Source organism: Aquimarina sp. RZ0, from assembly GCF_008370685.1.
In the GTDB taxonomy this organism is placed as follows: domain Bacteria; phylum Bacteroidota; class Bacteroidia; order Flavobacteriales; family Flavobacteriaceae; genus Aquimarina.
On record NZ_VTZU01000042.1, the window covers coordinates 40,961 to 64,765 of the forward strand.

Annotated in this window: 18 protein-coding genes; 8 read left to right on the forward strand and 10 right to left on the reverse strand. The window is 33.4% G+C overall.

Features of this window, described 5'->3' with window-relative positions; translation table 11 throughout:
• Positions 1–149 precede the first annotated feature (149 nt).
• Genes F0000_RS16525 through F0000_RS16535 form a run of 3 tightly spaced genes read right to left on the reverse strand, consistent with a single transcriptional unit; the run spans position 150 to position 2,973 of the window.
• Positions 150–1,268, reverse strand: coding sequence for a BamA/TamA family outer membrane protein (locus F0000_RS16525; protein ID WP_149625836.1), 1,119 nt, complete (start codon positions 1,266–1,268; stop codon positions 150–152).
• Complete coding sequence (locus F0000_RS16530) at positions 1,268–1,933, reverse strand: DUF481 domain-containing protein (protein ID WP_149625837.1); 666 nt, start codon at positions 1,931–1,933, stop codon at positions 1,268–1,270. The genes F0000_RS16525 and F0000_RS16530 overlap by 1 nt, the downstream gene beginning before the upstream one ends.
• A gap of 29 nt (positions 1,934–1,962) precedes the next feature.
• Entirely contained in the window at positions 1,963–2,973 is a 1,011-nt protein-coding gene (locus tag F0000_RS16535) for a S1C family serine protease (protein ID WP_149625838.1), read from the reverse strand.
• Between the two features lie 474 nt (positions 2,974–3,447).
• On the opposite strand from F0000_RS16535, the gene tssD reads away from it, so the two are divergent.
• Genes tssD through F0000_RS16550 form a run of 3 tightly spaced genes read left to right on the forward strand, consistent with a single transcriptional unit; the run spans position 3,448 to position 6,349 of the window.
• Positions 3,448–4,128, forward strand: coding sequence for a type VI secretion system tube protein TssD (gene tssD / locus F0000_RS16540; protein ID WP_149625839.1), 681 nt, complete (start codon positions 3,448–3,450; stop codon positions 4,126–4,128).
• Entirely contained in the window at positions 4,128–5,735 is a 1,608-nt protein-coding gene (locus F0000_RS16545; protein WP_149625840.1) for a hypothetical protein, read from the forward strand. The genes tssD and F0000_RS16545 overlap by 1 nt, the downstream gene beginning before the upstream one ends.
• A 14-nt stretch (positions 5,736–5,749) precedes the next feature.
• On the forward strand, positions 5,750–6,349 hold the full coding sequence (locus tag F0000_RS16550; protein ID WP_149625841.1) for a hypothetical protein: 600 nt from the start codon (positions 5,750–5,752) through the stop codon (positions 6,347–6,349).
• Between the two features lie 33 nt (positions 6,350–6,382).
• Here the strand turns inward: F0000_RS16550 and F0000_RS16555 are convergent, their stop codons facing one another.
• Positions 6,383–6,712, reverse strand: coding sequence for a hypothetical protein (locus F0000_RS16555; protein WP_149625842.1), 330 nt, complete (start codon positions 6,710–6,712; stop codon positions 6,383–6,385).
• Entirely contained in the window at positions 6,696–6,977 is a 282-nt protein-coding gene (locus F0000_RS16560) for a hypothetical protein (protein ID WP_149625843.1), read from the reverse strand. The genes F0000_RS16555 and F0000_RS16560 overlap by 17 nt, the downstream gene beginning before the upstream one ends.
• A 236-nt stretch (positions 6,978–7,213) precedes the next feature.
• Between F0000_RS16560 and F0000_RS16565 the strand changes: the two genes are divergently transcribed.
• The 3 genes from F0000_RS16565 (at position 7,214) to F0000_RS16575 (ending at position 11,567) form a co-directional block, all read left to right on the forward strand.
• Positions 7,214–9,691 (forward strand): ATP-dependent Clp protease ATP-binding subunit, encoded by a 2,478-nt coding sequence (locus F0000_RS16565; RefSeq protein WP_188112152.1) that lies wholly within the window; start codon positions 7,214–7,216, stop codon positions 9,689–9,691.
• Positions 9,692–9,753: 62 nt separating this feature from the next.
• Positions 9,754–10,203 carry a hypothetical protein gene (locus tag F0000_RS16570; RefSeq protein ID WP_149625844.1) on the forward strand — a complete coding sequence of 150 codons (450 nt, stop codon included), beginning with the start codon at positions 9,754–9,756 and terminating at the stop codon, positions 10,201–10,203.
• 11 nt (positions 10,204–10,214) lie between these two features.
• On the forward strand, positions 10,215–11,567 hold the full coding sequence (locus F0000_RS16575; protein ID WP_149625845.1) for a DUF5458 family protein: 1,353 nt from the start codon (positions 10,215–10,217) through the stop codon (positions 11,565–11,567).
• Between the two features lie 58 nt (positions 11,568–11,625).
• On the opposite strand, the gene F0000_RS16580 is transcribed toward F0000_RS16575, so the two are convergent.
• From F0000_RS16580 to F0000_RS16600, 5 genes are all read right to left on the reverse strand, one after another.
• Complete coding sequence (locus F0000_RS16580) at positions 11,626–12,003, reverse strand: response regulator (RefSeq protein WP_149625846.1); 378 nt, start codon at positions 12,001–12,003, stop codon at positions 11,626–11,628.
• A complete protein-coding gene (locus F0000_RS16585) occupies positions 12,000–14,207 on the reverse strand; it encodes a PAS domain-containing sensor histidine kinase (RefSeq protein WP_149625847.1) in 2,208 nt (735 codons plus the stop codon). The genes F0000_RS16580 and F0000_RS16585 overlap by 4 nt, the downstream gene beginning before the upstream one ends.
• Positions 14,208–14,430: 223 nt before the next feature.
• Positions 14,431–14,733: a hypothetical protein gene (locus F0000_RS16590; RefSeq protein ID WP_149625848.1), complete on the reverse strand. Its 303-nt coding sequence runs from the start codon at positions 14,731–14,733 to the stop codon at positions 14,431–14,433.
• Between the two features lie 96 nt (positions 14,734–14,829).
• Complete coding sequence (locus tag F0000_RS16595) at positions 14,830–17,016, reverse strand: acylase (protein WP_149625849.1); 2,187 nt, start codon at positions 17,014–17,016, stop codon at positions 14,830–14,832.
• Between the two features lie 42 nt (positions 17,017–17,058).
• Positions 17,059–17,934: a LamG-like jellyroll fold domain-containing protein gene (locus tag F0000_RS16600; RefSeq protein ID WP_149625850.1), complete on the reverse strand. Its 876-nt coding sequence runs from the start codon at positions 17,932–17,934 to the stop codon at positions 17,059–17,061.
• 569 nt (positions 17,935–18,503) lie between these two features.
• On the opposite strand from F0000_RS16600, the gene F0000_RS16605 reads away from it, so the two are divergent.
• Positions 18,504–22,016 (forward strand): SusC/RagA family TonB-linked outer membrane protein, encoded by a 3,513-nt coding sequence (locus F0000_RS16605; protein WP_188112153.1) that lies wholly within the window; start codon positions 18,504–18,506, stop codon positions 22,014–22,016.
• Between the two features lie 12 nt (positions 22,017–22,028).
• Positions 22,029–23,519 carry a RagB/SusD family nutrient uptake outer membrane protein gene (locus F0000_RS16610; RefSeq protein WP_255452775.1) on the forward strand — a complete coding sequence of 497 codons (1,491 nt, stop codon included), beginning with the start codon at positions 22,029–22,031 and terminating at the stop codon, positions 23,517–23,519.
• Positions 23,520–23,805 lie beyond the last annotated feature (286 nt).

The window sequence follows — 23,805 nt, forward strand, 5'->3', positions numbered from 1 at the left end:
TGGTTCTCAACCGAAAAGTTTGACTTTTGTACTATGATGGAGTAGGTTTTTTTCACTATAACTCGTAGCTATGGTTAAAAAAACTAACAAAATTAGCGTGCAATATGTAAATTTTGTAGCTCAAAACAGTACTCATGATGAGCTCATTATCAGAAAGCTTCATTGATTCCAAAATAAAAACCACTATTTCCATTTTCTCCAAATCCGGTATCTAATCGTAACCAGGTACTTTTATTTTTAAGCAACTTAAAACGTATTCCCGCTCCTGCACTCGGTTTCATGTTGCTTATACTAAAGAAGTCTTCGGGAGTATTTGCTACTTCACCTATCAATCCAAAGGCCGCCATTGTCCATCGCGGTCTAAAACGCCATCGATACTCTGTTTGTATTATATACATATGGTTGTCTGTAAATCGACCATAGAAATACCCTCGTGCGCTATAACTTCCTCCAAACTTAGCCAACCCTTGAAAAGGCGCATCTCCAAAAGTGTTTTCACTATATACCTGCATTGCCAGGATGCTCGTTTTGGATAATGATTCATAGGTTCGTAAATCCAAAAAGAATTTATTATATCCGTGGGTTGCTCCCAGAAGTTCGCTTGAAAACTGTGCATTCAATTTATAATAACGACCTGATAGAGGAGACCCCAGATCATCTCGGGTATCTAAATTAAAGGTCACGCCTAACCCGCTAATAATAGCGCGGTCACTACCCAAAATAGTCTCACCATCCAGAATTCCTCCTTCTTCAACTTCAGTAACCTGGTGATTTTCGAAGATATATTCAAATCCAAAATTAAGATTTGGAGGTAAACGTCTTAGATAACCAATCTTTAATTTATGCGAAGTCATGTTATAGACTTCTTCATCCCTGTCAGGAGCATTATTCCCTATTCCCCAAAATAGGTTAGGATAGATCTCCCAAACATAGTCTATATCGATAAAATAGTCTCCTTTACCTAAATAGATTTCTGGCTTGACTTCAAATAAAAACTGTTCATTCAGTGTGTAAATTCCACTAAATAAAATGTTTGACTGGCGGTCATTATAGATATTGGTTTTGTTTAGCAAAAATACTTGGCCACCACCGCCAAAACCAAATTCGGTCTCTGGTGTATAAAATGCAATAGGAACTCCTATAAATTGAATACTTTTTGTACTTGCAATCGTATCTGTCTTAAATACAGTTTCTTTACTCTGAGATTGAATACTATTAGATATTAATGATATCAGAGCAACCATATATATTAAAATTTGCTTTTTCATTAGAATGTATCTACTAAAATGTTAAAACCAAATGAAAAAGAAATGCTATTCACAAAAATATCTTCTGAGGTAGCAGTGTTTACAGGAATCGATTCTTGATCAATATTGATCCATAATAAATTGGTTTTTAATCCTATATCAAAGGTGACCAGATCAAAAAAAGAATAAGAATATCCAACGCCGAGCAGTGTACCAAAACCACTGCCTTCGCTCAATTCTTCTACAAAACCAGTGGTTTGTTCTATGCGAGTATTATCTATATAACGTACATACCCGGGGGATACCTGAAAAAAAAGTGAGCCACGCTCTACCTTGGAGATGTAGTAGGAAACTAGCGGCCCTACAAATAAGTTTTCTGTAGTTCTTTCCACAATTCCTGAGTTATTACTTCTATTCGCTGCAATTGTACCTCCTACTAAAAAACGGTCTTTTATAAATTTTCCAGTAGTGAGATTAATCCCATATTCATTGGTTGTAGTTGTTTCATCCGTGCTTCTTAATTCGATAGTACTCGAGTTGATGGTGCCGGATAATCCTGTAAGCCACTTTCCTTTACGGAATGGAGTAACTACGGAGTCATTTTTGATTTCCTGCGCATTGATAGAACCATAGAAGAGAAGCGTTATGCATATGGGTATTATTTTTAGAATAGTGTAGTACTTCATTAAATAGGATTAATTCACAAAACAATTAGTTATCGCTTCAATGTAATGATTTTTCCATTGCGGAGTATTTTTAGTTCTAACGGATCTGTAGATTTAAGATTCTTTCCTAGTTTACCTAATTTTGCCAAGGATTCATCGGTTAAATCAAATTCAACTTCATTAAAAGCCAGAATAATATCACCTCCAATTATTAATTTTTGTCTATCAATCACAACTTCGGTATCCCCTCCTTGCAGTCCCATTTTATGTAATATTGATCCAAAGACTACACGCTGTACCAATAAACCACTGTTTTGGGGTACATTGAATAATCGCTTGGTTTTACCGATAAGAGGATATGCGTCAAAACCTAACCAGGGAGTTCTGTTGTTTGCGATCAGGTTTTTAGTAATATTAGCAGTTGCTGCAAATCCAATACCTTCAAAACCGCCTGATTTGGTAAGAATTTGACTTACTACGCCTATAACTTCACCTTTCATATTAAACATAGGTCCGCCAGAATTACCGGTATTGATGGCGGCATCTGTTTGGATAAATTCAGCTTGCGTAAAGGGGTTGTTACCTTGTTTGTTTTTGATAATACCACTTATATAACCCGAGGATAGAGAATGACTATACCCAAAAGGAGCTCCCACGATAAAAACTTGTTCTCCGATCTTTATCTGATCAGAATCACCAAAAGAAACAGTTGTAACGTATTTTTTTGGTATATCTAGTTTAATTAATGCAACATCGGCAGTTTTAAAAGTGGAAATCACTTTGGCAGATCGTATATCTCCATCCAGAAATCGAACTTTGAGCTGTTCAGCAACATCAACGACGTGGGATGCCGTAATAATTTCAGAATCTGAAACCATAAACCCAGACCCCAAACCCTCTGAAGTTATTGTTTTGGTAACTCCTGCATTAGATTCTAATTTAGCTTCTTGAGTAAATATTACTACCACAGCAGGATTGACTCTTTCATAAAGTTTAGATAAATCTTGAGACCAGCCAGCATTTGCAATAAAAAAGAGTAGGAGAAGAACCTTATTTCTCATGAGAATGTTTTATAACTCCAATAATACTAATTAGGGGTCTATAAGTAATTATCATTTGGGTTCAATATATGCATACTTTATGAGATATATTGATGGTTTTACAATTGACCAGGTAGAGTCTAGATGCTCGTTTAATTTCAATTAAAATCTATAAAAAAGTATGTCCTGTAAATAGTGGAATGTCTACTTTTAATAGGACAGAAAAATATAGCCCGTAATCTTATATTTGAATTATGGCAAAAAAGTATGAAGATGAATTTAAGTTAATGATTGTAGAATTATTGCAATCAGGTCAAAGTGTAAATTCAGTTAGTAGTGAACCCCTTATTAGCAATAAAAGAGGGTAAAGTTATAATCCACCAGAATACACTTACTAGATTGACGAAAAAAATCAGGGAATATAAAGCACAGAACACCTAATTTATTTTATTTTTGAATCCTTAAAACCAACCATTTATGAGTATATGAATTGCTTTGATTGTCGATGATATAGAATTCCGTGTTTTGGATTTCTTTTTCGGCTTCTTTCAAAACTCCGATTATACAGGGCGACCAGTAAGCACACCCAACGCAAACCCTTTCAAATTTGTGATCGAAGCAAGCAAAGATATTACGTTTGTAGAATGGGCAATGCACGCCACAATGATGAAAAAACGCTGTAAAATTGTATTTTCTCCAGTTAATGGAATGAGCAAAAGCACCACCATTGAATTATTAGACGTTTATTGTATTTTCTGCCAATACCATTTTTCATCTACTGGCAATAATCCTTTAACTATAGATGTGAGCCTATCCCCCGCGACAATCATCCGTGATGGCGAAGTTTTGCTAAAAAGGCATTGGGCGGTGACAGACCCCGCAATGCTTAATGTGCAACCGACTGTTATTGATAATGGGAAGAAAGTAACGAATTATTATTTAACCAATACAGATGGTGAAGCAATTGACGATTACAAAAAGGGCGACATCATCGTGCTAAACATAGAAACTAGAAACCGTATAGGTGATAGCCTAACAATTGATCTAAATGATGCAGAGTATGATTTTGAATATAATGGCGATGTATTACCTAATGACACGCTTCGAAACATTGTTATTAGTAATGATTTAGAACAAATTGAATTAAAAGTAGTTGAGCAAAAAAATAAAGACTAATGAAAAAAACTACATTTAGAATAACTTTTGAAGACGGAGAGACCAGATCGGCAAGTTTAATGCCAATACTACCCGCAAAATATATAGCTACTGTAACACCTTCCCCTATAGACCCTACTAAATTTACTGGTGAATATGGGATAGACTGGTGTGAAATGGATACTAATTTTTCAAAAATTGTAAAATTTCAAAATACGCCTACTTCCGATATTAGTCATATATTGGATGAACCAAGTAGCCAATTTATAAAGGGAGGTACTGATCCCCAAAAGCAGGCAATCTTAAAAGAAATGTATGAAATAGTGCAGTACTACGGCAAAGATTATCCTGTCACTTGGATTAATCTTCCCAAAGGGAAGGTAGCGACTATAAATATTAAAACACCTTTGATAAGTGGGAAGGACGAAAAAACTGATTTTTTAACGATTGTAAAAAATGCGAATTTTGAAATATCTTACGATAAAAAGTCAGATGCAGGTAGCAACCCACCAATTAAATTAGAAAAGTTAAAAAGCAAAGGTTCTGATATAGAAATAAAGGCATTAAACACCTTTGGGCAAACAGAATACATTATCATACAGGATTATAATGGAGATGAAGTTGGCAAAATAGAAATGTCTCCTAATAGCATTGAAAACCTTGCAATAAAAATTGTTCCAGTTGTTTTTAAATCCAACCCAAACACCGAGAAATCAGATGCACAAACACTCTATAAAAGTGCAACAAATGGCACAAAACTAATAGATAGCCTTAACAGCAAGGCTTTTAGTCAGATAGGTCTTAGGTTTACTATAGCCCCTATAAAGCCATCGCCTGAATGTATTGTTATAGATGTTACTAAAGACAATTGGACGCAGTTTTATAAAAGCGGCGTATTTCAAGATTGGGAATATCAAAAAACGACTATTAAACCCACAGTATCAGTCGATGAAGATGGTGAAAAAATCTATGGTACACGAGATCCAAACCCAAGATTTTTAATAGATAAATTAGAGGATATGTATTTTGCCAAATATGGGAAAACGCATAAAGGTGCGCTCATTTTTGTGACTGATAAAAGTTATACTGATCCTTTGATACAAGGTTTTTCGCAAACAAGCCTTATAAGAAGTCAAGGAACTGTTATCTTTAATGGTGGATTAAGTGATGTTTCGGTATTTGCTCACGAAATAGCGCATATGCTTGGGATGGAACACACGTTTTTTAAGGACGTGGCAGATATGAGTAGCGAGAATACTAAATTGGGTGATCTAACACGTAACCAAAGCATTGCTGATGGAAAGAAGGAAATTAACGATCTAATTGCTTATCAAGAGAACTATATTAAAGAGGATCAGGAAAACATAAAGAAGCTAAAGGCGAAAAATAATCCTTCACCCAGAGATTTAACAGAGATTAAAGAAGGGGAGGAAAATATAAAAAACACAGAAAAATCTATTGTTCGTCTAAAAGACAAACTCAGAAAAATAGATATTAAACGAGTATGTGGCTTAAAAGTGACTCAAGCAAAAACGAAAAACTATATGGATTATATTAATGACCGAACGTACTTTGCTAAACACCAAGCAGAGATAGCAAAAAAAGAGTGTAAAGATTTTTACAAATAGACACCTACTTTATTATGAAATTGAGATACTTAATTAATATATTCAAATATCAAAAAATAATAAATTTAAGCTGTCTACTGGCGATTGGTTTGATGATTTTTTCTTGTGGTTCGCAAAAGAGTCTTACAGGAAATAATCTATTAAGAAATGACAAACCTAAAGACCTAGTATCTTTTGAAAAACTTATATGGTCTAAAAATACAGACAACACTCTTATCCTAAATAAAGCCAATCTCACAAGAATCTATAGAAATACTAAATCTAGTGAAGATGATTATTTTAGTTTATTACGTAGCTATTCTAGCAGACTTACGACTAAAGATAGAAAAATAGCCAATGACCTTTCTTTTTCTGAACGTGCTTTTGTTGTAGGTCACGTAATAGAATATTTATATAAATGCCGTAAAAAATTTAAAAAAGAAGACCCTTTCAAAGATTCAAAATTTGTTAATCGTGTGTTAGCGCCGTGGGATATTAATGATTATAATCGAGAATTTAAGATGCACGATTATTATGGATTAAAATTATTAAAAAAACATCATTTCAAATATTATAAATATTTTCCTGATGAACTTTATGAATCTTCCCCATCAATGAACAAGCCTATTGATTAATTAACTACGTTTTTTATTTCTTCAGGTGCTTGCTTATTTCCTGAAGAATGGAGGGTTTATAGTGTCATATATAACCCGTGCGCCCTCTTTCATTGCGCTCTCAACATTGCGTAAATCATTTTTTAAGTCTGTAGTATCGGACAATATAAGATTGTATAAAGTCACGCCCGTTTCTGCATTATGAACGGTCAAACCTTTTGTTTCTTTAGGAACATCACCAATTAGAAAACGACACACAAAGCGCGGTGTATTTTGGTGACTGATACTCCCTGATTTTGCACGCTCATTGTTAGGAGCTTTATCAATATGCAGATGATACGGCAATGGTGGTAATTGCGGCATATGGTTAGTTTTTTTGTTCATTTAAAAATGGTTTTAAAAAATATGTTCCATCATTATTGATATAAACGCGTGAAAGTATATTACGGATAACGGCACGTTTTTTTAGCGGTGTTGTGGGCTTTAGCATTTGCAAAACGATTTTATTTGCGCCCTTCCCTTTTTCTTGGAATATTCCCAAAATTTGATTTTCTAATTCGTGTTTTTCTTTCATCATTTTTTTTTCTCCTAAAATGATATTTTGAACTTTTTTAGGGTCTATTATTCGTTTCGCCTTGAATGTAGACACGCCAAATAAATGGTATAAATATATCTTTATAGTATTACCCGGAAAACAGGGGGGGGATTTTAGCCAAAAAACAGGTAATTCATGCTAAGATTTTAATTTATATTTGGTTTCTATAAAGTAATACACTCTTAGTTTGTTAGCGCAGTTTCTTTTAGTTTTAAATTTTTATTTAGGGCTATTTAATAAATTTTTGCTTATTACTAGGTTATTTGTTTACTTTACGAAAAACCGACTTCATGCAAATTTTAGATTACCAATTATCACCTAAGGTGAATAATGCAATTCATATAGCGCAATCCATTGCCAAAGAATATCATAATAATGAGTATAATGCTGCTCACTTATTAAAAGCATTGATCCATAAAGATGTTGGGCTAAGAGATTTTTTTAATCAGATAGATGGGGATATTTATTATTATGAAGAATGGTCAGAGGTTAGAATTGAAGCATTGCCCAGAGTGGTTAACATTCCTGATGTAATAAAAGGAGATAAATCTATTGAAGCAGTATTTAACGAAGCTGATACGATTAAATTAAAGTTAGGTGAAGAAGAAATAACATCCAAAGCCATTCTAATTTCTTTATGTACTCCTGGTGTTGGATTTTCGTATGAGCAGCTAAAAACATTACCACTCAAAGCTGATGAGATTTTAATTGCTGCCAATCAAGGAAAGACTATAACAGGAAAAGCAAATAAGACAAAAGCTAAGAGTGCAAAAACAGGTTCTCAAGCAGATACTGGAATTCTGGAAACTTATTGCTTTGATAAGACATTTGGAGCAAAAAACCAGCAGTTGGATGATGTTTTTGGAAGAGATGCAGAAGTAAAAATGATTACTGAAATATTAGGAAGACATTCTAAACCTAATGTTTTGATTACCGGAGAGCCCGGTGTAGGTAAAACTGTTTTGTTAGATGGTTTTTCTCAAGCTGTTGTGAATGGTAATGTACCGGAATCGTTAAAAAATGCTCAGATTTATGAATTAGATTTTATTAATTTAGTTTCTGGTGCGAGTTATAAAAGCGAGGTAGAAGATCGTTTTAAGAAGATTTTAGCAGCATTAAAGGAGTTTGATAAACCTGTCTTACTAATTGATGAACTGAATAATCTTACAGATAAAGATAATGGTAATAAAGGATTAGTTAATATCCTAAAATCAGAATTGGCCAAAGGGGAAGTAACTTTTATAGCTACCTGTACCAATGATGCTTATAGAAAACATATCGAAACTGATGAAGGGCTTTCCAGAAGATTTGAAATAGTATCTCTGGAAGAACCCTCAGAAAATGATACGTTAAAAATGATATCAAATACTATAGATAAGTATAAAAAACACCATAGTTTGGATATCATAGATGATACGATTGCCGAAGCAATTAGATTGTCTAAGCGGTTTAATAAAGATCGGAGCTTACCAGATGCGGCTATAGATCTTATTGATAGAACGATGTCCGCTTCCAGATACATGATTGAGACAACCGCGAATCAAGTAGAGGAAATACAAAAAAACCTGGAAGAAATTACTGCAAAAGAATCTGATGAATCCGAAAAGATAGATTCAATTAGTTGGATATATAATAATCTAAAGAATAAATTCAGTTATCTTTTATTTACAGAGTTGGGCGAAGAAGAAATGAAGTTAGGGGTAGAAACTTTAGATAATTACAAAGAAAAAATTTCTAATATCCTGAATCGATTTTTTGAGAAATCATCCGAAGAAAAGACATTTATTGATAAAAATGATGTCTCTGCTACTATTGCTAATAAGACAGGAATTCCTGTCGGGAAACTTCAGGCAGATGAAAAAGAGAGATTATTAAGTATGGAAGATCATTTAAAGAAAAGAGTGATCGGACAAGACCATGCTATTAAGACAATTTCTGAAGCTGTATTAGAATCGAGATCAGGTTTGAGTAAACCAGGACTGCCTACAGGTTCTTTCTTTTTTACAGGACCTACCGGAACCGGAAAAACAGAACTGGCAAAATCGCTGGCAGAGTTTTTATTTCAGACAGAGGATGCTATTATACGATTTGATATGTCAGAGTTTAAAGAAGAACACTCTGCTGCCCTGTTATATGGGGCGCCTCCTGGATATGTTGGGTATGAAGAAGGAGGTTTGTTAGTGAATAAAATAAGACAAAAACCTTACTCAATAGTTTTATTTGATGAAATCGAGAAAGCACATCCATCAGTATTTGATATATTTCTACAGATTTTAGATGAAGGAAAATTAAATGATCGCCTGGGGAAAACGGGAGATTTCTCGAATGCTGTAATTTTGTTTACGTCTAATATTGGTAGTGAACATGTTGTTAAATCGTTTACCGATGGAGAGATTCCTAAATCTTCGGATCTTCTGGAGATAATGGGAAGGCATTTTAGACCAGAATTTTTAGGAAGACTAACAGAAATAGTACCTTTTGCACCCATTACAAAAGAAAATGTAATTAAGATTTTTAATATTCAGTTAAAAGATCTACACAAAGCTCTTAATAAGCAAGAGGTAATTTTAGAACTTACAGAGGCAGCTCAGGAATATCTTGCCTATAAGGGATTTACCCCCAAATATGGAGCAAGACCACTGAGAGGAGTTATTAGAACTGATCTTAGAGGGCCTTTGTCTAAAATGTTGATTACCGGAAAGATAGGTAAAGGAAGTAAGGTGAGTCTTGATGTAAAAGAAGAAAAAATGCAATGGACATATAAATAAAGCCGATATGCTGTAATAAAATTTAGTATATTTATAATTTACAATCATTATTTAAGAAAAATATGGGAAATAACACATATGGATTAGGAGGAACAGAAGTAAAAACTGATGCTAGTGAAGCAATTTTAGAAATTGGGCAAAACAAAACATTGCTTGTTCAAAAATTGACTCAAGACCAGGCAATTAAACCTAAAATAGTCAGTGGACTTACCTCTGTTGAGCAAGTATTCGAAAATTACAAACCAGAAGTAGAAGTTGAGTTTGAAGATGCTGATGGGGTAGAGAGCAAAGAAACTTTGAAATTTAGTCATTTAGGTGATTTTGGAAAAAAAGGGATCATAAATCAAAGCAAATTTTTGAATGATTTGGATACAGAAAAAGATCAGTATCTAAAGGTTGTAAAACAACTTAAATCAAATAAAATTTTAAAGACTGCATTGGCAGATCCTGATGCTAAGGAAGCATTATTAAGATCTATTCAATCACTATTAGCAGAATTACAACAAGGTTAAAAAAAGATTACATGGCAGCAGGGAAACAAGCTCAAGAGAGTATAAAAATAGAAAATCCAGCAAAGGAGTTAAAAATAAATGAAGAAAAATTAGCTAAGTACGGTGGATTTGATCTACTGGAAGCGTGCATAGATGACGTTCAGAATATGAATCCTGATCGTAAAGCGCGTAAAAAGATTTTTCTTACAGAATCTTCTAAAAAGGCTGAACGAGCAAAACTTCAAAAAACGTTAGAGATTTGGGGAGATATTTTATCATCATCTGAAGATCTTTCTGTTATGGTAGATGAATCAGAAAAGAGATCCAAAATTGCTGGTAAGTCATTAGAGAAAAATCTTGGAGCAGCATTAGAGCAAACCAGAGATTTAGAACAGTCCTATAGATCTGTAGCTTTATTTTTCAAGAATACAGAATCTCAAAAAATTAAGAATATTAATATTATGAATGCAGAACTGGAGCAGTTAAAAGATCTGGATAACACTAGATTTATTGATGCTGTCCAGGAAGAATTAGTCCAGGGATATGATCGTCTTGATTTGAGAGATAACTATGGATTATTAGTAATACCAGGATATTTGGGGTCTAATAAGGTAGTAGAGAAGTGGGCCAAAATTGCTCATGAAAATAAAGTAATGATGATCACCGATTTTGAGCATCTCGATGAACCAGATGATGTCATGGAAATGTTTGAAGCTGCTAACTTAACTGGAGGTGATAAATACAGGTCTAATGTAATTATGTCTTGTAATTGGCTGGTGGGAAGAGGAAAACATGATGAAGTAGGTGAGGAGGATGATCTTTTTGTACCTCCATCTAGTGCTCTTGCCGGAAAAATATATAAAACATTGATGTCACAAGTTACTGCAGGTAAGAAATTTGGAGGTATGAATGAAGTAGATGGTGTACGTTTTGATCTAAAGAAAAGTGAAATTGCTCAATTAGAAAAACTTGGATTGGTACCGATGGTTAATGAGTATGGTAAAGTGATGGCCTTCTCTGCCAAAACATTATTTAATGGAGATAACCTGGGCTTACAGACATATTCAGTAGTTCGTGTATTCGATTATGTGACAAAAGTATTAATGGATTTCCTAAACAGAAGAGCTTTTGAAAACTTTAATGCCAGAACACGTAAAGAATTAATGGGACAGATTGTAAAATTCTTAGATGGTATTACCGGACCAGATCAATTAATAGAAGATTTTTCTATTAAACGTTTTGAGCAAGATCCACAGCAGAAAGATAGAGTATTTTTGGATATTCATATGAAACCATATTTTCCAGCTAAAAACTTTATGATTAAAATGGATGGTCAAAAAGGAGATGATGGTACAGACTGGGATTCTGATTATGAACAACAATAAATAGAAATTTTATAAAAGTATAAAAAACGGGTATCAAGATTTGATACTCGTTTTTAGTTTAAGAAACATTTGATTTCTTTACTTTAGAGATAGCAATCAATAATTTTTCAAAATTTACTGGTTTAGAGAAATATTTATCAAAGCCTAATTGTATAAAACGTTGTGAATCTCCTGGCATTGCATAGGCGGTTACCGCATACATTGGAATATTTTTTAGCATGTCTAATTTCTTGAAATGCTTTAATAATTCACATCCATCCATTTGATTAAGTCCCAGATTGATATCAACCAGGATGAGATCTAGGGAGACTTCTTTTACCATATTCAGTGCCTTCGAGGCATTTTCGGCAATGATTACCTTAGCATCATTTTTCGAAAGCATTTTATCCATAACCATAGCATTGATTTTATTGTCTTCTACGTAAAGTATATTCATAAAACTCGCGGTATTTTAATAGTGCACTTAGTACCTTTAAGTGTTTCACTCTTGATAGTTATTATTCCTCCTAATATTTCTATATATTTTTTAGATAAAGTTAATCCTATGCCAATACCCTCATACTTGCGATTCAGTCCTATACTTTCCTGTATAAAGGGATCAAATATCTTTTTGAGGTTTTTTCTGTCAATTCCGATTCCTGTATCTTTAACAGTGATATGGATATATTCTTTAATTGCTTTTAATTTAACTACAATTTTACCCGTGTCTGTATATTTAATAGCATTGTGTATAATGTTGTTTAAAGCTGTTCGGAATATATTTTCATCAATAGTAGCAATTGGGCAACTTTCATCAAGTTTTAACAAGTAAGTAAGGCCTTTAGATTTGGCTAAGTGCCGATATTCGCGATAGGAAGTTTCTACAGTATAATTCATATCTGCCTCAATATAATCCAGATTTTTCCTGATGGTTTCAAACTCACTATATAGAGAAAGGTTATTAATAGTTTTTAATAATCTATCTTTACTTTGATCAAGGTATTTTAATAATTTTTTTCGTTCTTGCTGTTTTTCTTCACCAGATAATAATAGGTTTGAAATAGTCATAATACCATTTAATGGAGTTCTGATTTCATGGCTAAAGTTTGAAAGAATATTTGATTTAAGGCTGCTGAGCTCTTGCTCCTTTATATGTGCTTCTTTTATGGCTAGTTCTGCTAATTTTGATTCTGTAATATCATGAAAACTAATGAGCACTGCATTCACTTTATTCTGATCATCAAAAATTGGTGTATATTTTGATTCTAACCATTGTGTAGTACCTTTAATAGTAATGCGTTCTATCTCTTTTTTTACACTTATGCCTTTTAATGCTTCATTAAACTCGTGAGCAAACGTATTTTTGAAATTTACTGGCATTACATTTATAAATAGAGATGGGGTGGTCGTAGGGTCTACTTTAAAATCTCTTTTGATAATATATAATGAGTTTTCGTCAGCCATTAGAATCTCACCTTTGGTATTCAGTAATACCGTATATGCAAAACTATTGTTGACCATTGCTAATAATCTACTCTGATTTTCCACAATGGTTTGTTCATTTAGTTTTTTCTGATGTATATCAATCAGATTACCAATCATTCTAATAGTTTCTCCATTTTTATTTTTTTTTCGATATCCATAAACTTCATAATGTCGATATCCTTCATTAAGGTGCTTGAGTCTATAAAAATTATGATAATGATACCCATCTTTTTTTAAATTATCTGTATGTCTTTGTATAGAATCATCTACATCATCTGGATGAATCATTTCTCTAAAAATTTCTTCTGGAACAAAATCTTTGTCAAGAGGAAGACCTAGCATTTTCTTAAAGTCCGTGCTATAAAAAATAGAATTGTTTTCGATGTTATAATCAAAAAGACCAGACCGTATTCCTTTTAATGCCAGGTTTTTGGTTTCTTCATTATGTTTTAGTTGTTTGATATATTTATATCGATTTGTAATATCAGAATAGCTTCCATTAATAAAAATCACTTTATTTTTATGAAGTACAGGTTTTCCGATGACACGTACCCATTTTTCAATTCCTTTTTCGCTAATTAGTCGTTCAATAAAGTCAAAAGGTTTTTTATCATTAATAAGACTATCGATATGTTTTTCTACCTTTTGTCTGGATGCAGGGTGGTAATACTTTATAGCTGTCTCTAATGCGATTGGTGTATTGGGTGCTATGTCATGAAGATGATAACACTCTTTAGAAAAATATAACTTTTCTTTTAAGGGATCAAAATGCCAAACACCAGTTTTGGTGAGTTTAGAAAGTGTCACTAATAAATTATGCTCTTCATTCTCCTCTGTCACATCGATTCCTGTGGCATAGATCATTTGATCGTGGTGATATACAAAATCAAATTTTATAGATAATATCGCATCAGAAACTAATGTGGCAAATCTATATATTCGATTAGCTTGAGGCGAGTTGTCAGATAGTGCTGAGATAAGTTTTCTGAAATCAGATTCGTCTTCATCAAGAATACGTTGGAACATGGACTGACCTATAATTTGATCTTTGGGTAGCAAGAATAAAGATTCACATCTTTTATTTACTTTGCGAACCTTTCCTTCTTTATCCATTAAGACAAGGAAAAGTGATGTTTTTTCTGCAAGGATTTCAAATTCTTTTCCTGTAAAAGCCATAAGAGTTAGTTATTCTCAACTTAAAGTTACAAAAATGATTTAGATAAAGGAATATTATTGCCTAACTTAAAAATAGGAAATATTAGTTTTTAAAGACTAAATTTTACGTAAACCTTTATTGTGTTACTAATTATTTGGCTCTCTTGATTAGCTGGAACACCAAAAATGTCAACATCTAATTAGAACAATAGTATACAGCCAATAGGATTGCCAGAAGGGAGTACTATCCAGTAAAAAGGAGTGGTATATTCTTATTGTATAAAACTTTGATAATAAGACCTTCTTTGTCTAATGAACCAATAAATGGGATGTGCATCAGTTTTACTTTACTCGATAGATTATATCCTTTTATCTTTTTATAACTTACAGTGGCAGTTGCTGAGGATCTATGTCCTCTCATTTTAAAAATAATTTCTTTAATGATACCATCTGTTTCGATATATTCTACAGAAGTTTTTTGCGTATTAGACCAAAGCGAAATTGATAAAAAGTAAAAAAATATAGAGCAGATTTTAAGATTTCTCATTAATTGATGTATTTAATGTCTAATATACTAATTACCCCATAGAATCAAAAAATAACTTTAATAGTTTATTGATTTAAAAAAGAGTATTCCAACTGGTCATTTTTCTCCCGGATGATATGTCTTTTTTGCACGCTTTACTACATCTTCTTTATAAAATGCAGCATCTTTAAACCTACCTTCTATATAAGATTTTGTTTGATCATTAAAATGTGGAGAAGTAGGATTACTACTTTGACCACCCGCCAGAATAGTTTTTGCTTTGACTTTGTCACCAAATTCTACTACGGCAACAAAACTATTACCTCGGGTTCCATAGATTCTCTTTGTGTTATTTGTATATCGCACACCATATGCAGCTAAGGCTCCCCAACGTCCCGATGCAAACCCTACAGCATCACTAGATTTCTGGTCATCAAAAGGCTGTTTGATATCACCATTAATTCTCTGGAAACGATTCACCAATCCCCAGGGTAAAATCTCTCCGAAATCTGTTTTTAATTGTGTAAGCGTTTCTTTAAAAATAGCTAACCGTTCTTCTAAAGGAGATTCTGTACCGAAGTATGTGAATAATTCCATATCACTAAGAGTTTGATCCTCTGGTCGTTTTCCTTTTTTAGCATAATTGGTTCCATAAAAGTGTGCAAGGGTCATCGCAATGGATTTTTTTGAAGTTTTATAATCCCAATTACGTAAAATCTCGATACTACTTCCTACTTCTTTTGTTTTATCTATTTTATCATAAGCTTCTACCAGTCCTGGTATTAATACCGAAAATGCAGGGAGATAAGGATCATGGGCTAGGCTAATAAGACTATCAAGGGTAAAGTCTTTTTTGTTTTTTAAAAGATCTATTGCGTGTATTCCTCTAAAATTTTCCCGATCGATAGACATATAAGAAGGGTAGTCTTCTTTCTTAGGGCTGAATTCTTGCGCAGCAGTGAATGGAGTAGAATTACAGTTCTGAATCCATCCATTTTTAGGGTTTAAGAGTGTTATAGTTTCGTCTACCGTATGTAGTCCTTTCCAGTCGGTTTTAGGATTGCTGCCATCAACAGCTTTTGTATAATCAAAAGATGGATCCCGTATCGGAATAAAATTACCATGAAAATAGGCAATATTACCTTCAGCATCAGCATATACTGTATTGTTAGAAGAATTAGTACGTATATTCATCATATCACGAAAACCATCGTATCCATCTTGTTTTGTACGAATAAAAGATTGTTGTAATGCTTTTACTGGTTGCCACATGAGTGCAGAGGCAACCCAATGTTCATCTTTGAGATGTGTGATGGGGCCATGATGTGTTCTATAGGCTGGAAATGTTTTCTCTTTTAGAGTTTCGCCCTCTTTATATTTCAAAGTAACAGAATATTGTTCTATCGGGCGTAGTTCATTACCATATCTATACATAGGTTTCCCATCTTTGGTCGTTATAGTCTCTATAAATTCATCAATAACATCTGTATAGGTGGATGTATGCATCCAGCCTGTTTTTTTATTGAACCCCTGGTATACAAAAAATTGTCCCCAGGTTACAGCTCCATAGGCATGTAAGCCTTCTTCACTTACCATATGTACTTCGCCCCTAAAATAAAAAGAAGTATGCGGGTTAATTAATAACATTGCATTTCCAGATTGTGTAAGATCGCCAGAAATGGCAATTCCATTTGATCCTTGTGGCTCTAGCATTTCCTTTTCTCTTTGTATCACTTCTTCCTCTTCATTAGGTATTTCCATACCGTCTTGATACATAGCTTTGATTTTATGGATAGAAACGCGTTCTATATCTCCACCAATAGAGCCTTCGCTAAAATACATGGGCATCCATGGTTCAAAATGAGTTAGCAATCTGGGAGTTACCTCAGGATGTGTTTTTAGATAAAAATTGATACCATCGGCAAAAGCAACGCATAACTTTTTAAGCCATTCTGGGCTATTTTCATAGTTAGCGATGGCTTCCTCTTTGGTCATAAAAAGCTTTGCTCTTAGATCACTGTATATAGCACTTTCGCCATCCACTTCGGCTAAGCGACCAGTTGCCCAAATATAATTTTGTTCTACACGATTAAAATCATCTTCACACTGTGCATATAATAGCCCAAAAACGGCATCTGCATCAGTTTTTCCATATATATGTGGTATTCCATAATCATCTCTAATGATGGTTGTATTTGCAGCATGAATATTCCAGCGCTGTTCTTCATTAGTAGTTTTTTGTTCTTTTTTACAAGAAAAAAAAAGTAAGATAATACTATTTATAATTATGAATTTAAAACGCATATTAACTAGTTTTGATTTTAGATGATAAAGTGTAATGATGTTTTATTTAAGAAGAGAATGCACACCGTTTTCTAAACTGTATAGTGCAGTAATTTCCTGATGGGTAAGATTTCTGTTGAAGATAGAAAGTTCATCCATTAACCCAATATATCCTAATCCAAGGTAGATATTGGATTTTTCTAACTCCCATGTAAACGGATCTATAATATCCGTTCTTTTACCTTTCAATTCTCCATTAATATAAAAAGAGGCTTCTCCTTGTTTTGTATTTAATCCTTTAAAATTTATAAAAATGTGCGTCCAGGTACCTTTAGCAAACGGAGGATTAGAAACAGGAACTAATTGATTGACAAAGTCATCATCATCATTATCTTTGATTTCGGTGTTTTTCTTCCATGATTCCTTGTCTCCAATAACACCTAATCTAAAATCTCTAGGATTTTCCTTGGTAAAATCTACCCATATGGAAGCATCATTATAACTCACATCAGTAATCTGGATAGGATCACAGTACCCTGGCTCGAGATCTGTAGCAGGATCGAGATTTAGCCAAAAAGAAACTGATCCATTCCACCTATCAGTATTATAAGCAATATTATCTTTACTTGTATAATAGATATATCCTTTACTACGAGAACCATAATATAATGCATCTCCATAAAGTCCTTTCCCTTTTGCAATAGTAACATCTTTTTTGTGTAACCCTACTTTTATAGAATCTCTGGCCTCACGAGAAGGAACGGTATATAAATTAGCATCGCCTAGTGCAAAGTCAGCCTTCACTCCAACATCAAAAGATGCATATAAGGTAAGGGCATTTTTTAAATCTAATTTCTCCGGGTGGTTTGATCCACAAGATAAATGGAGTATTAAAAGAGAAATAATCGAAAAAAAATTCGGAATACGATTGAGTTTCATAATCTTGTTGAGATGGTTTTTGTGAAAAATGGCTATATGATAGCTAAATATATAAAAAATAATCCCTGTGGAATCTACTATGATTCTATTAGCACATAGATTTATATAAATTTTGTGATATTTTAGGCTATTTAGTTTTTTTGTAAGGGTATTCTCTCTTGTTTTTTTATTCTTTTTAATAATAATAATTAGTTTTGTGGATTCAAGTTTTACAAAGTATTTGGTAGGTTTGCAGCTATAAGATTTTATTGTAAAATGAAAATATATAATAATTTCTTTTGATCTATATAAAAAATAATAAGTAGTTAATTAAAAGTTAAAATTTATTTCTAAAATTAGATTTGATGATTATTGGTCTAATATTATTGAATAATTAGTTTATATGTGTAGAGATCAGTATATGAGGAGTTTATGGGTGTGATTTAATGTCTCCTTAATCATTATGATACTAATATATACCCCATATTATTGATTTATATATTCGCAAATAAAGTTTTTAAATTTAGGAATATTTTATACAGATCAGTTAATTTAATTCATAAATATATACAATTGTAATGAGTGGAATTATGAAAAAACAACTACCTGATAATTTCTTGTTTGGGGAAGATTTGATAAGAATTATAATAGTTTCTTTTTTGTTATTGACGTGCAGTGTCGCCAAGGTGTTTTCATTCAATGACGATTCTTGTAGCGTTTCTGTCTCTTTTAACGAAGTGGCACTGCAAGTAGTAATTCATGAAATAGAAGAAAAAAGTGGATATAGTTTTTTTTATGAACATTATTTAACTGATTTTTCTAAAAAAGTATCGATTCAGACTAGAGAAGAAAATATACAAAGTGTATTAAATACTGTATTCAAAGATACTGATATACGTTTTGAAATTTATAAAGATCAGATATTGTTGTTTCCTGAAAGTGTAAAAATGTCAGATCAAAAAGCAAAACGACTTTTGAGTAGTATTAATAAAAAATCTATCACAGCGTCTCAACAGAGTGGTATCGTGCAAAACGCAATAAAAGGAGTAGTGACAGGTGATGATGGGACTCCCTTACCAGGGGTTAATGTGTTGGTCAAAGGAACAAATAAAGGTGCGTTGACAGATTTTGATGGGAATTATCAAATTGCATCTAGCGTTGGAGATATATTGGTCTTCTCATATATTGGTTTTGAAACTCAGGAAATAATCGTTTCTGATACAAGTACTCTTGATGTTATTTTGAAACCTGATGTGAGCGCGCTTGATGAGGTAGTAGTCGTTGCCTATGGTACAGCGAGCAAATCATCCATTGTCGGATCTGTAGCCCAGATCAATGCAGATGATATTGCAGAAAGACCCGTGACAAATGTGTTGACAGTACTAGACGGTGCGGCGGCCGGAGTTAAAATTACTCCGGCAAATGGTCAGCCTGGTGCCAGCCCTAATATTAGAGTGCGAGGATTTGGCTCTATTAATGCTTCTAATAATCCATTAATCGTAGTAGATGGAGTAGAATTTGTCGGTGAGTTTTCTAGTATCAATACCAATGATATTGCAAACGTAACGGTTTTAAAAGATGCGGCTTCTACTTCTTTATATGGTAGTAGAGCTGCCAATGGTGTAGTAATTATAACTACAAAGAAAGGTAAAAAAGGGAAAGATACATTCACATTAGATATCAGTCAGGGAGTCAGTACCAGAAGTATTGGTGAATATGATAGAGTAGGCCCTTCTCAATATTATGAGCTCATGTGGGAGGCGTTAAGAAATAGTTTATCTATTTCAGGTTCTACACCAACAGTTGAGGCAAATCGGCTGGCAAGTGAACAAATTTTTGATGAGCTAGGAGTAAATCCTTTTAGTGTTCCTAATGATCAAATTGTACAAACAAATGGAATGCTTAATCCTTCAGCGAATATAAGGTATGATGATCTTGATTGGCAGGATCCTATAATACGAACAGGATATAGATCTAATCTAAGTTTTTCTTATAGTGGAGCCAGTGATAAAACAGATTATTTTACATCATTAAGTTATCTTGAAGAAGATGGATATATTATAAATTCTAATTTTGAAAGAATAACTGGCAGAATAAATATAAATAGTCAGCTCAAAAAATATTTTAAAACAGGTCTTAATCTCTCCGTTGCTTCTTCTCAATCTAATAATGCAAATGATGGGACAACGAATAGTTTGGTAAACCCATTTAGAACAACGAGGTTTATTGCTCCTATTTACCCAGTGTTTTTGAGGGATACGAGTACAGGTGAGTTTATTTTAGACGAAAATGGTGATATTCAGTTTGATAGTAGTAATAGTCGGATAGGTAGTTCTTCTGGTAGAAATGTAATACAGGAAACTATTCTGAATAAAGATTCAGATAAAATATTTTCTGTAAATGCCAGAACCTATGCTGAGTTTAAGTTTTTAAACGACTTTACTTTTACCTTTAATGCTTCTCTGGATAAAAGATTTTTTAATACTACAGAGTTTAATAATCCAATTGTAGGTGATGGAGCCCCCGATGGTGTTATAGAAAAAGATGACATCGTAAATACTACTATAAACTATAATCAACTTTTGCGCTATAATAAAAATTTTGACAGGCATCATTTAAATATACTCTTAGGGCACGAAAGTTTTGATACCGAGCGTAATTTTTTTACAGCCAATAGACGAGGTCAAATTGTTGATGGTAATATAGAGTTAGTTAATTTTACCACAACGCAAGATGTGTCTTCTAATACAAGACGTCTTAACAGAGAAGGTTATTTTGGCAATGTAAACTATGATTTTAACAATCGATATTACATATCTACCTCATTCAGAAGAGATGCTTCATCAAGATTTAATAAAAATAACCGATGGGGGAATTTCTTTTCTCTAGGGGCTTCATGGAGAATCGACCAGGAAGATTTTGCAAGCAATATTGATTGGATTAGCTCACTGAAGTTAAGAGCATCTTATGGAGAAGTAGGAAATGATAATTTATTAGATGAAGATGATATAAGTGATTTTTATATCAGTCAGGAATTATTTGATTTAGATTTTAATAATCAGTTGGGAGGTGGAATTTTATCGGCAACTACAGGAAATCCAAATATTAGCTGGGAGACAAACATACAATCTGATGTAGCCTTAGAATTTGGTGTTTTTAATAATAGGATCTCAGGGATTATTGAGTATTACAGGCGAGAATCAAAAGATTTGTTATTCCTGGTGCCCATACCTTCTGCTTCGGGATTAGATACCAGACCTGATAATATTGGTGATATGGTGAATAATGGTTTGGAATTTGGATTGAATTTTGGAATTGTCGATACAGAAAATTTCTCTTGGAATCTGGCTATAAATGCCGCTACAATATCTAATGAAATTACAGCATTACCTCAGGAAGAAATTATTGATGGAACTAAAAAACTTGTGGTTGGGGGTGATATTTTTGCTTTTTGGCTTCGGGACTGGTATGGGGTAGACCCAACAGATGGTTCTGCTTTGTTTATTCTAGATCCCGAATCTGGGGCTATAGGAGACGGAGACGTTAGGACAACTTCTGACGGGACAGTTGTTACCACCAATCAAAATAAAGCACTTTTTGATTTTGTAGGTACTGCAATACCTGATGTATTCGGAGGATTTACCAATAATTTCAGATACAAAAAGTTTGATATCGGTTTTACATTTACGTATCAACTGGGAGGAGAAACTTATGACACTAATTTTGCCAACCTGATGCATTCTGGAGAATATGGTGTTGCATTAAGTACAGAGGCTTTAGACCGCTGGCAAAATCCGGGAGATATTACTGATGTACCTCGATTGGATGCAAATCAAACGGCTGCTTTTGGAGCAGCTTCTGACCGATGGTTAGTAAAATCAGATTTCCTGGCGCTGAGACAAGTTAATGTTGCATATAATTTCTCAAATAGCCTACTAGAAAATGTCGGTTTAAGTGGGGCTAAAATTTATATGAGTGGAGAAAACATATTTGTTGTAAATGCTAGAAAAGGATTAGAATCTGGTCAGAGGTTTAATGGTACAACATCGAATAGATTTACACCTTCGAGAGTATTGTCTTTAGGGTTTAATGCAATATTTTAAAAAAGTGAGATGATGAAAACGTATAGAAATTTACCAATTTATGTGATGCTACTTGTGGCAAGTCTTTTTTTAGGTGCCTGTTCTGAAGATTTTCTGGAAGAAACACCAACAGAATCTGTTTCATTTGATGAAGCAGTGGCCACGACTGCTAATCTTTTTACTATTATAAATGGTATGCATAGATCCTTATATATAAGATATGGATCTCAAGGGCGAACAGGTGTTGGAGCACTTTTATTACAAAACGAAGTCTTAGGAGAGGATTTTGTGATGACATCCCGAGCTAATGGCTGGTTTATTAATGCATATCGTTGGAATGATCATACGAATGCAGCCGATGGAGATAATTTATTTCCATACAGAACGTATTATCGTATTATCAGAAATGCTAACATAGTGATTAATAATGCAGACAATGCTCTTGGGCCACAGGAAGAAAAAGATGCGGTAGTAGGGCAGGCATTAATCTATAGAGCCTGGGCTCATTTTCAATTGGTGCAATTATATGGGATTCGGTATCAAAATGGGATGACTAATAGTCAATTAGGTGTACCTATTGTTCTAAATACCGAATTAGAACCTTTACCCAGATCAACAGTAGAAGAAGTGTATATGCAGGTGAATCTTGATCTGGATGCTGCTATCCAAATATTAGAAGGATACTCAAGACCCAATAAATCTCATCTGGATCAGAGTATTGCTCAAGGACTCAAAGCCAGAGTAGCACTAGTACAAGGTAATTATACAATTGCAGCAATATTTGCAGAAGCAGCTAGAGAAGGCTATAGTTTGATGTCTTTTGATGATTATTTTAACAGTTTTAATGATTATGAAAGTGAAGAATGGATGTGGGGTAGTCATATTGTAGAGGATCAAAGTGATACTTTTGGTAATTTTGGAGCTTTTATTTCCAGGAATTTTAGTTCATCTAATATAAGAGGAAACCCTAAAGCTATTAATAGCAATTTATATAATACGATTCCTGATACAGATGTCAGAAAGTCGTTATTTGATCCTACAGGAGATCACGCTATATTACCGCCAGGTATAGAAATCTCATCAAGGCATAACCGCAGACCATATACGAGTCAGAAATTTATTGCAGCAGGTACTGGTGATAGCAGAATGGATGTTCCTTATATGAGAGTTTCAGAAATGTATCTCATTGAAGCAGAGGCTAAAGCTCGTTTAGGAGATGCTACAGCAGCAGATGTTCTTTTAGTTTATGGAATAGTCAGAGATCCGGAGTATACAAGATCAACAAATTCTGGTGAGGACTTAATAAATGAAATTTTGCTACAAAGACGTTGGGAGCTATGGGGCGAAGGATTTAGATTTTATGATTTAAAAAGAACAAACGCTCCTCTTAATAGAAATGAATCAAATCATACTACTAATTTGGCCGTTGTATTTGATATTCCGGCAGGTGATAATAGATGGCAATGGTTAATACCGCAAAGAGCATTGGATGCAAACCCTTTACTAAAACAAAATCCGCTATAATTTTGATGTGTATTTGAAATAGAAATTTCATATGATTATTCATTGTACCGACTTTAGTAAAGACTTTTTTCTGAAAAGCTTACTGGTTTTCGATATAGTTAATGTATACCAATCAAAATGAATTTATCATATAATACTATTCTTTGAATTTTATATTACAGGTTACCTCTAAAATTAATTTATTTTTAATCAAATAGTTATAGTATTTTACTGACTAAACACAGGTGAGATGAATAGTTACAAACGCACAGGAACAACTTCTTTATTTTCAGAAAGTTATCGATTA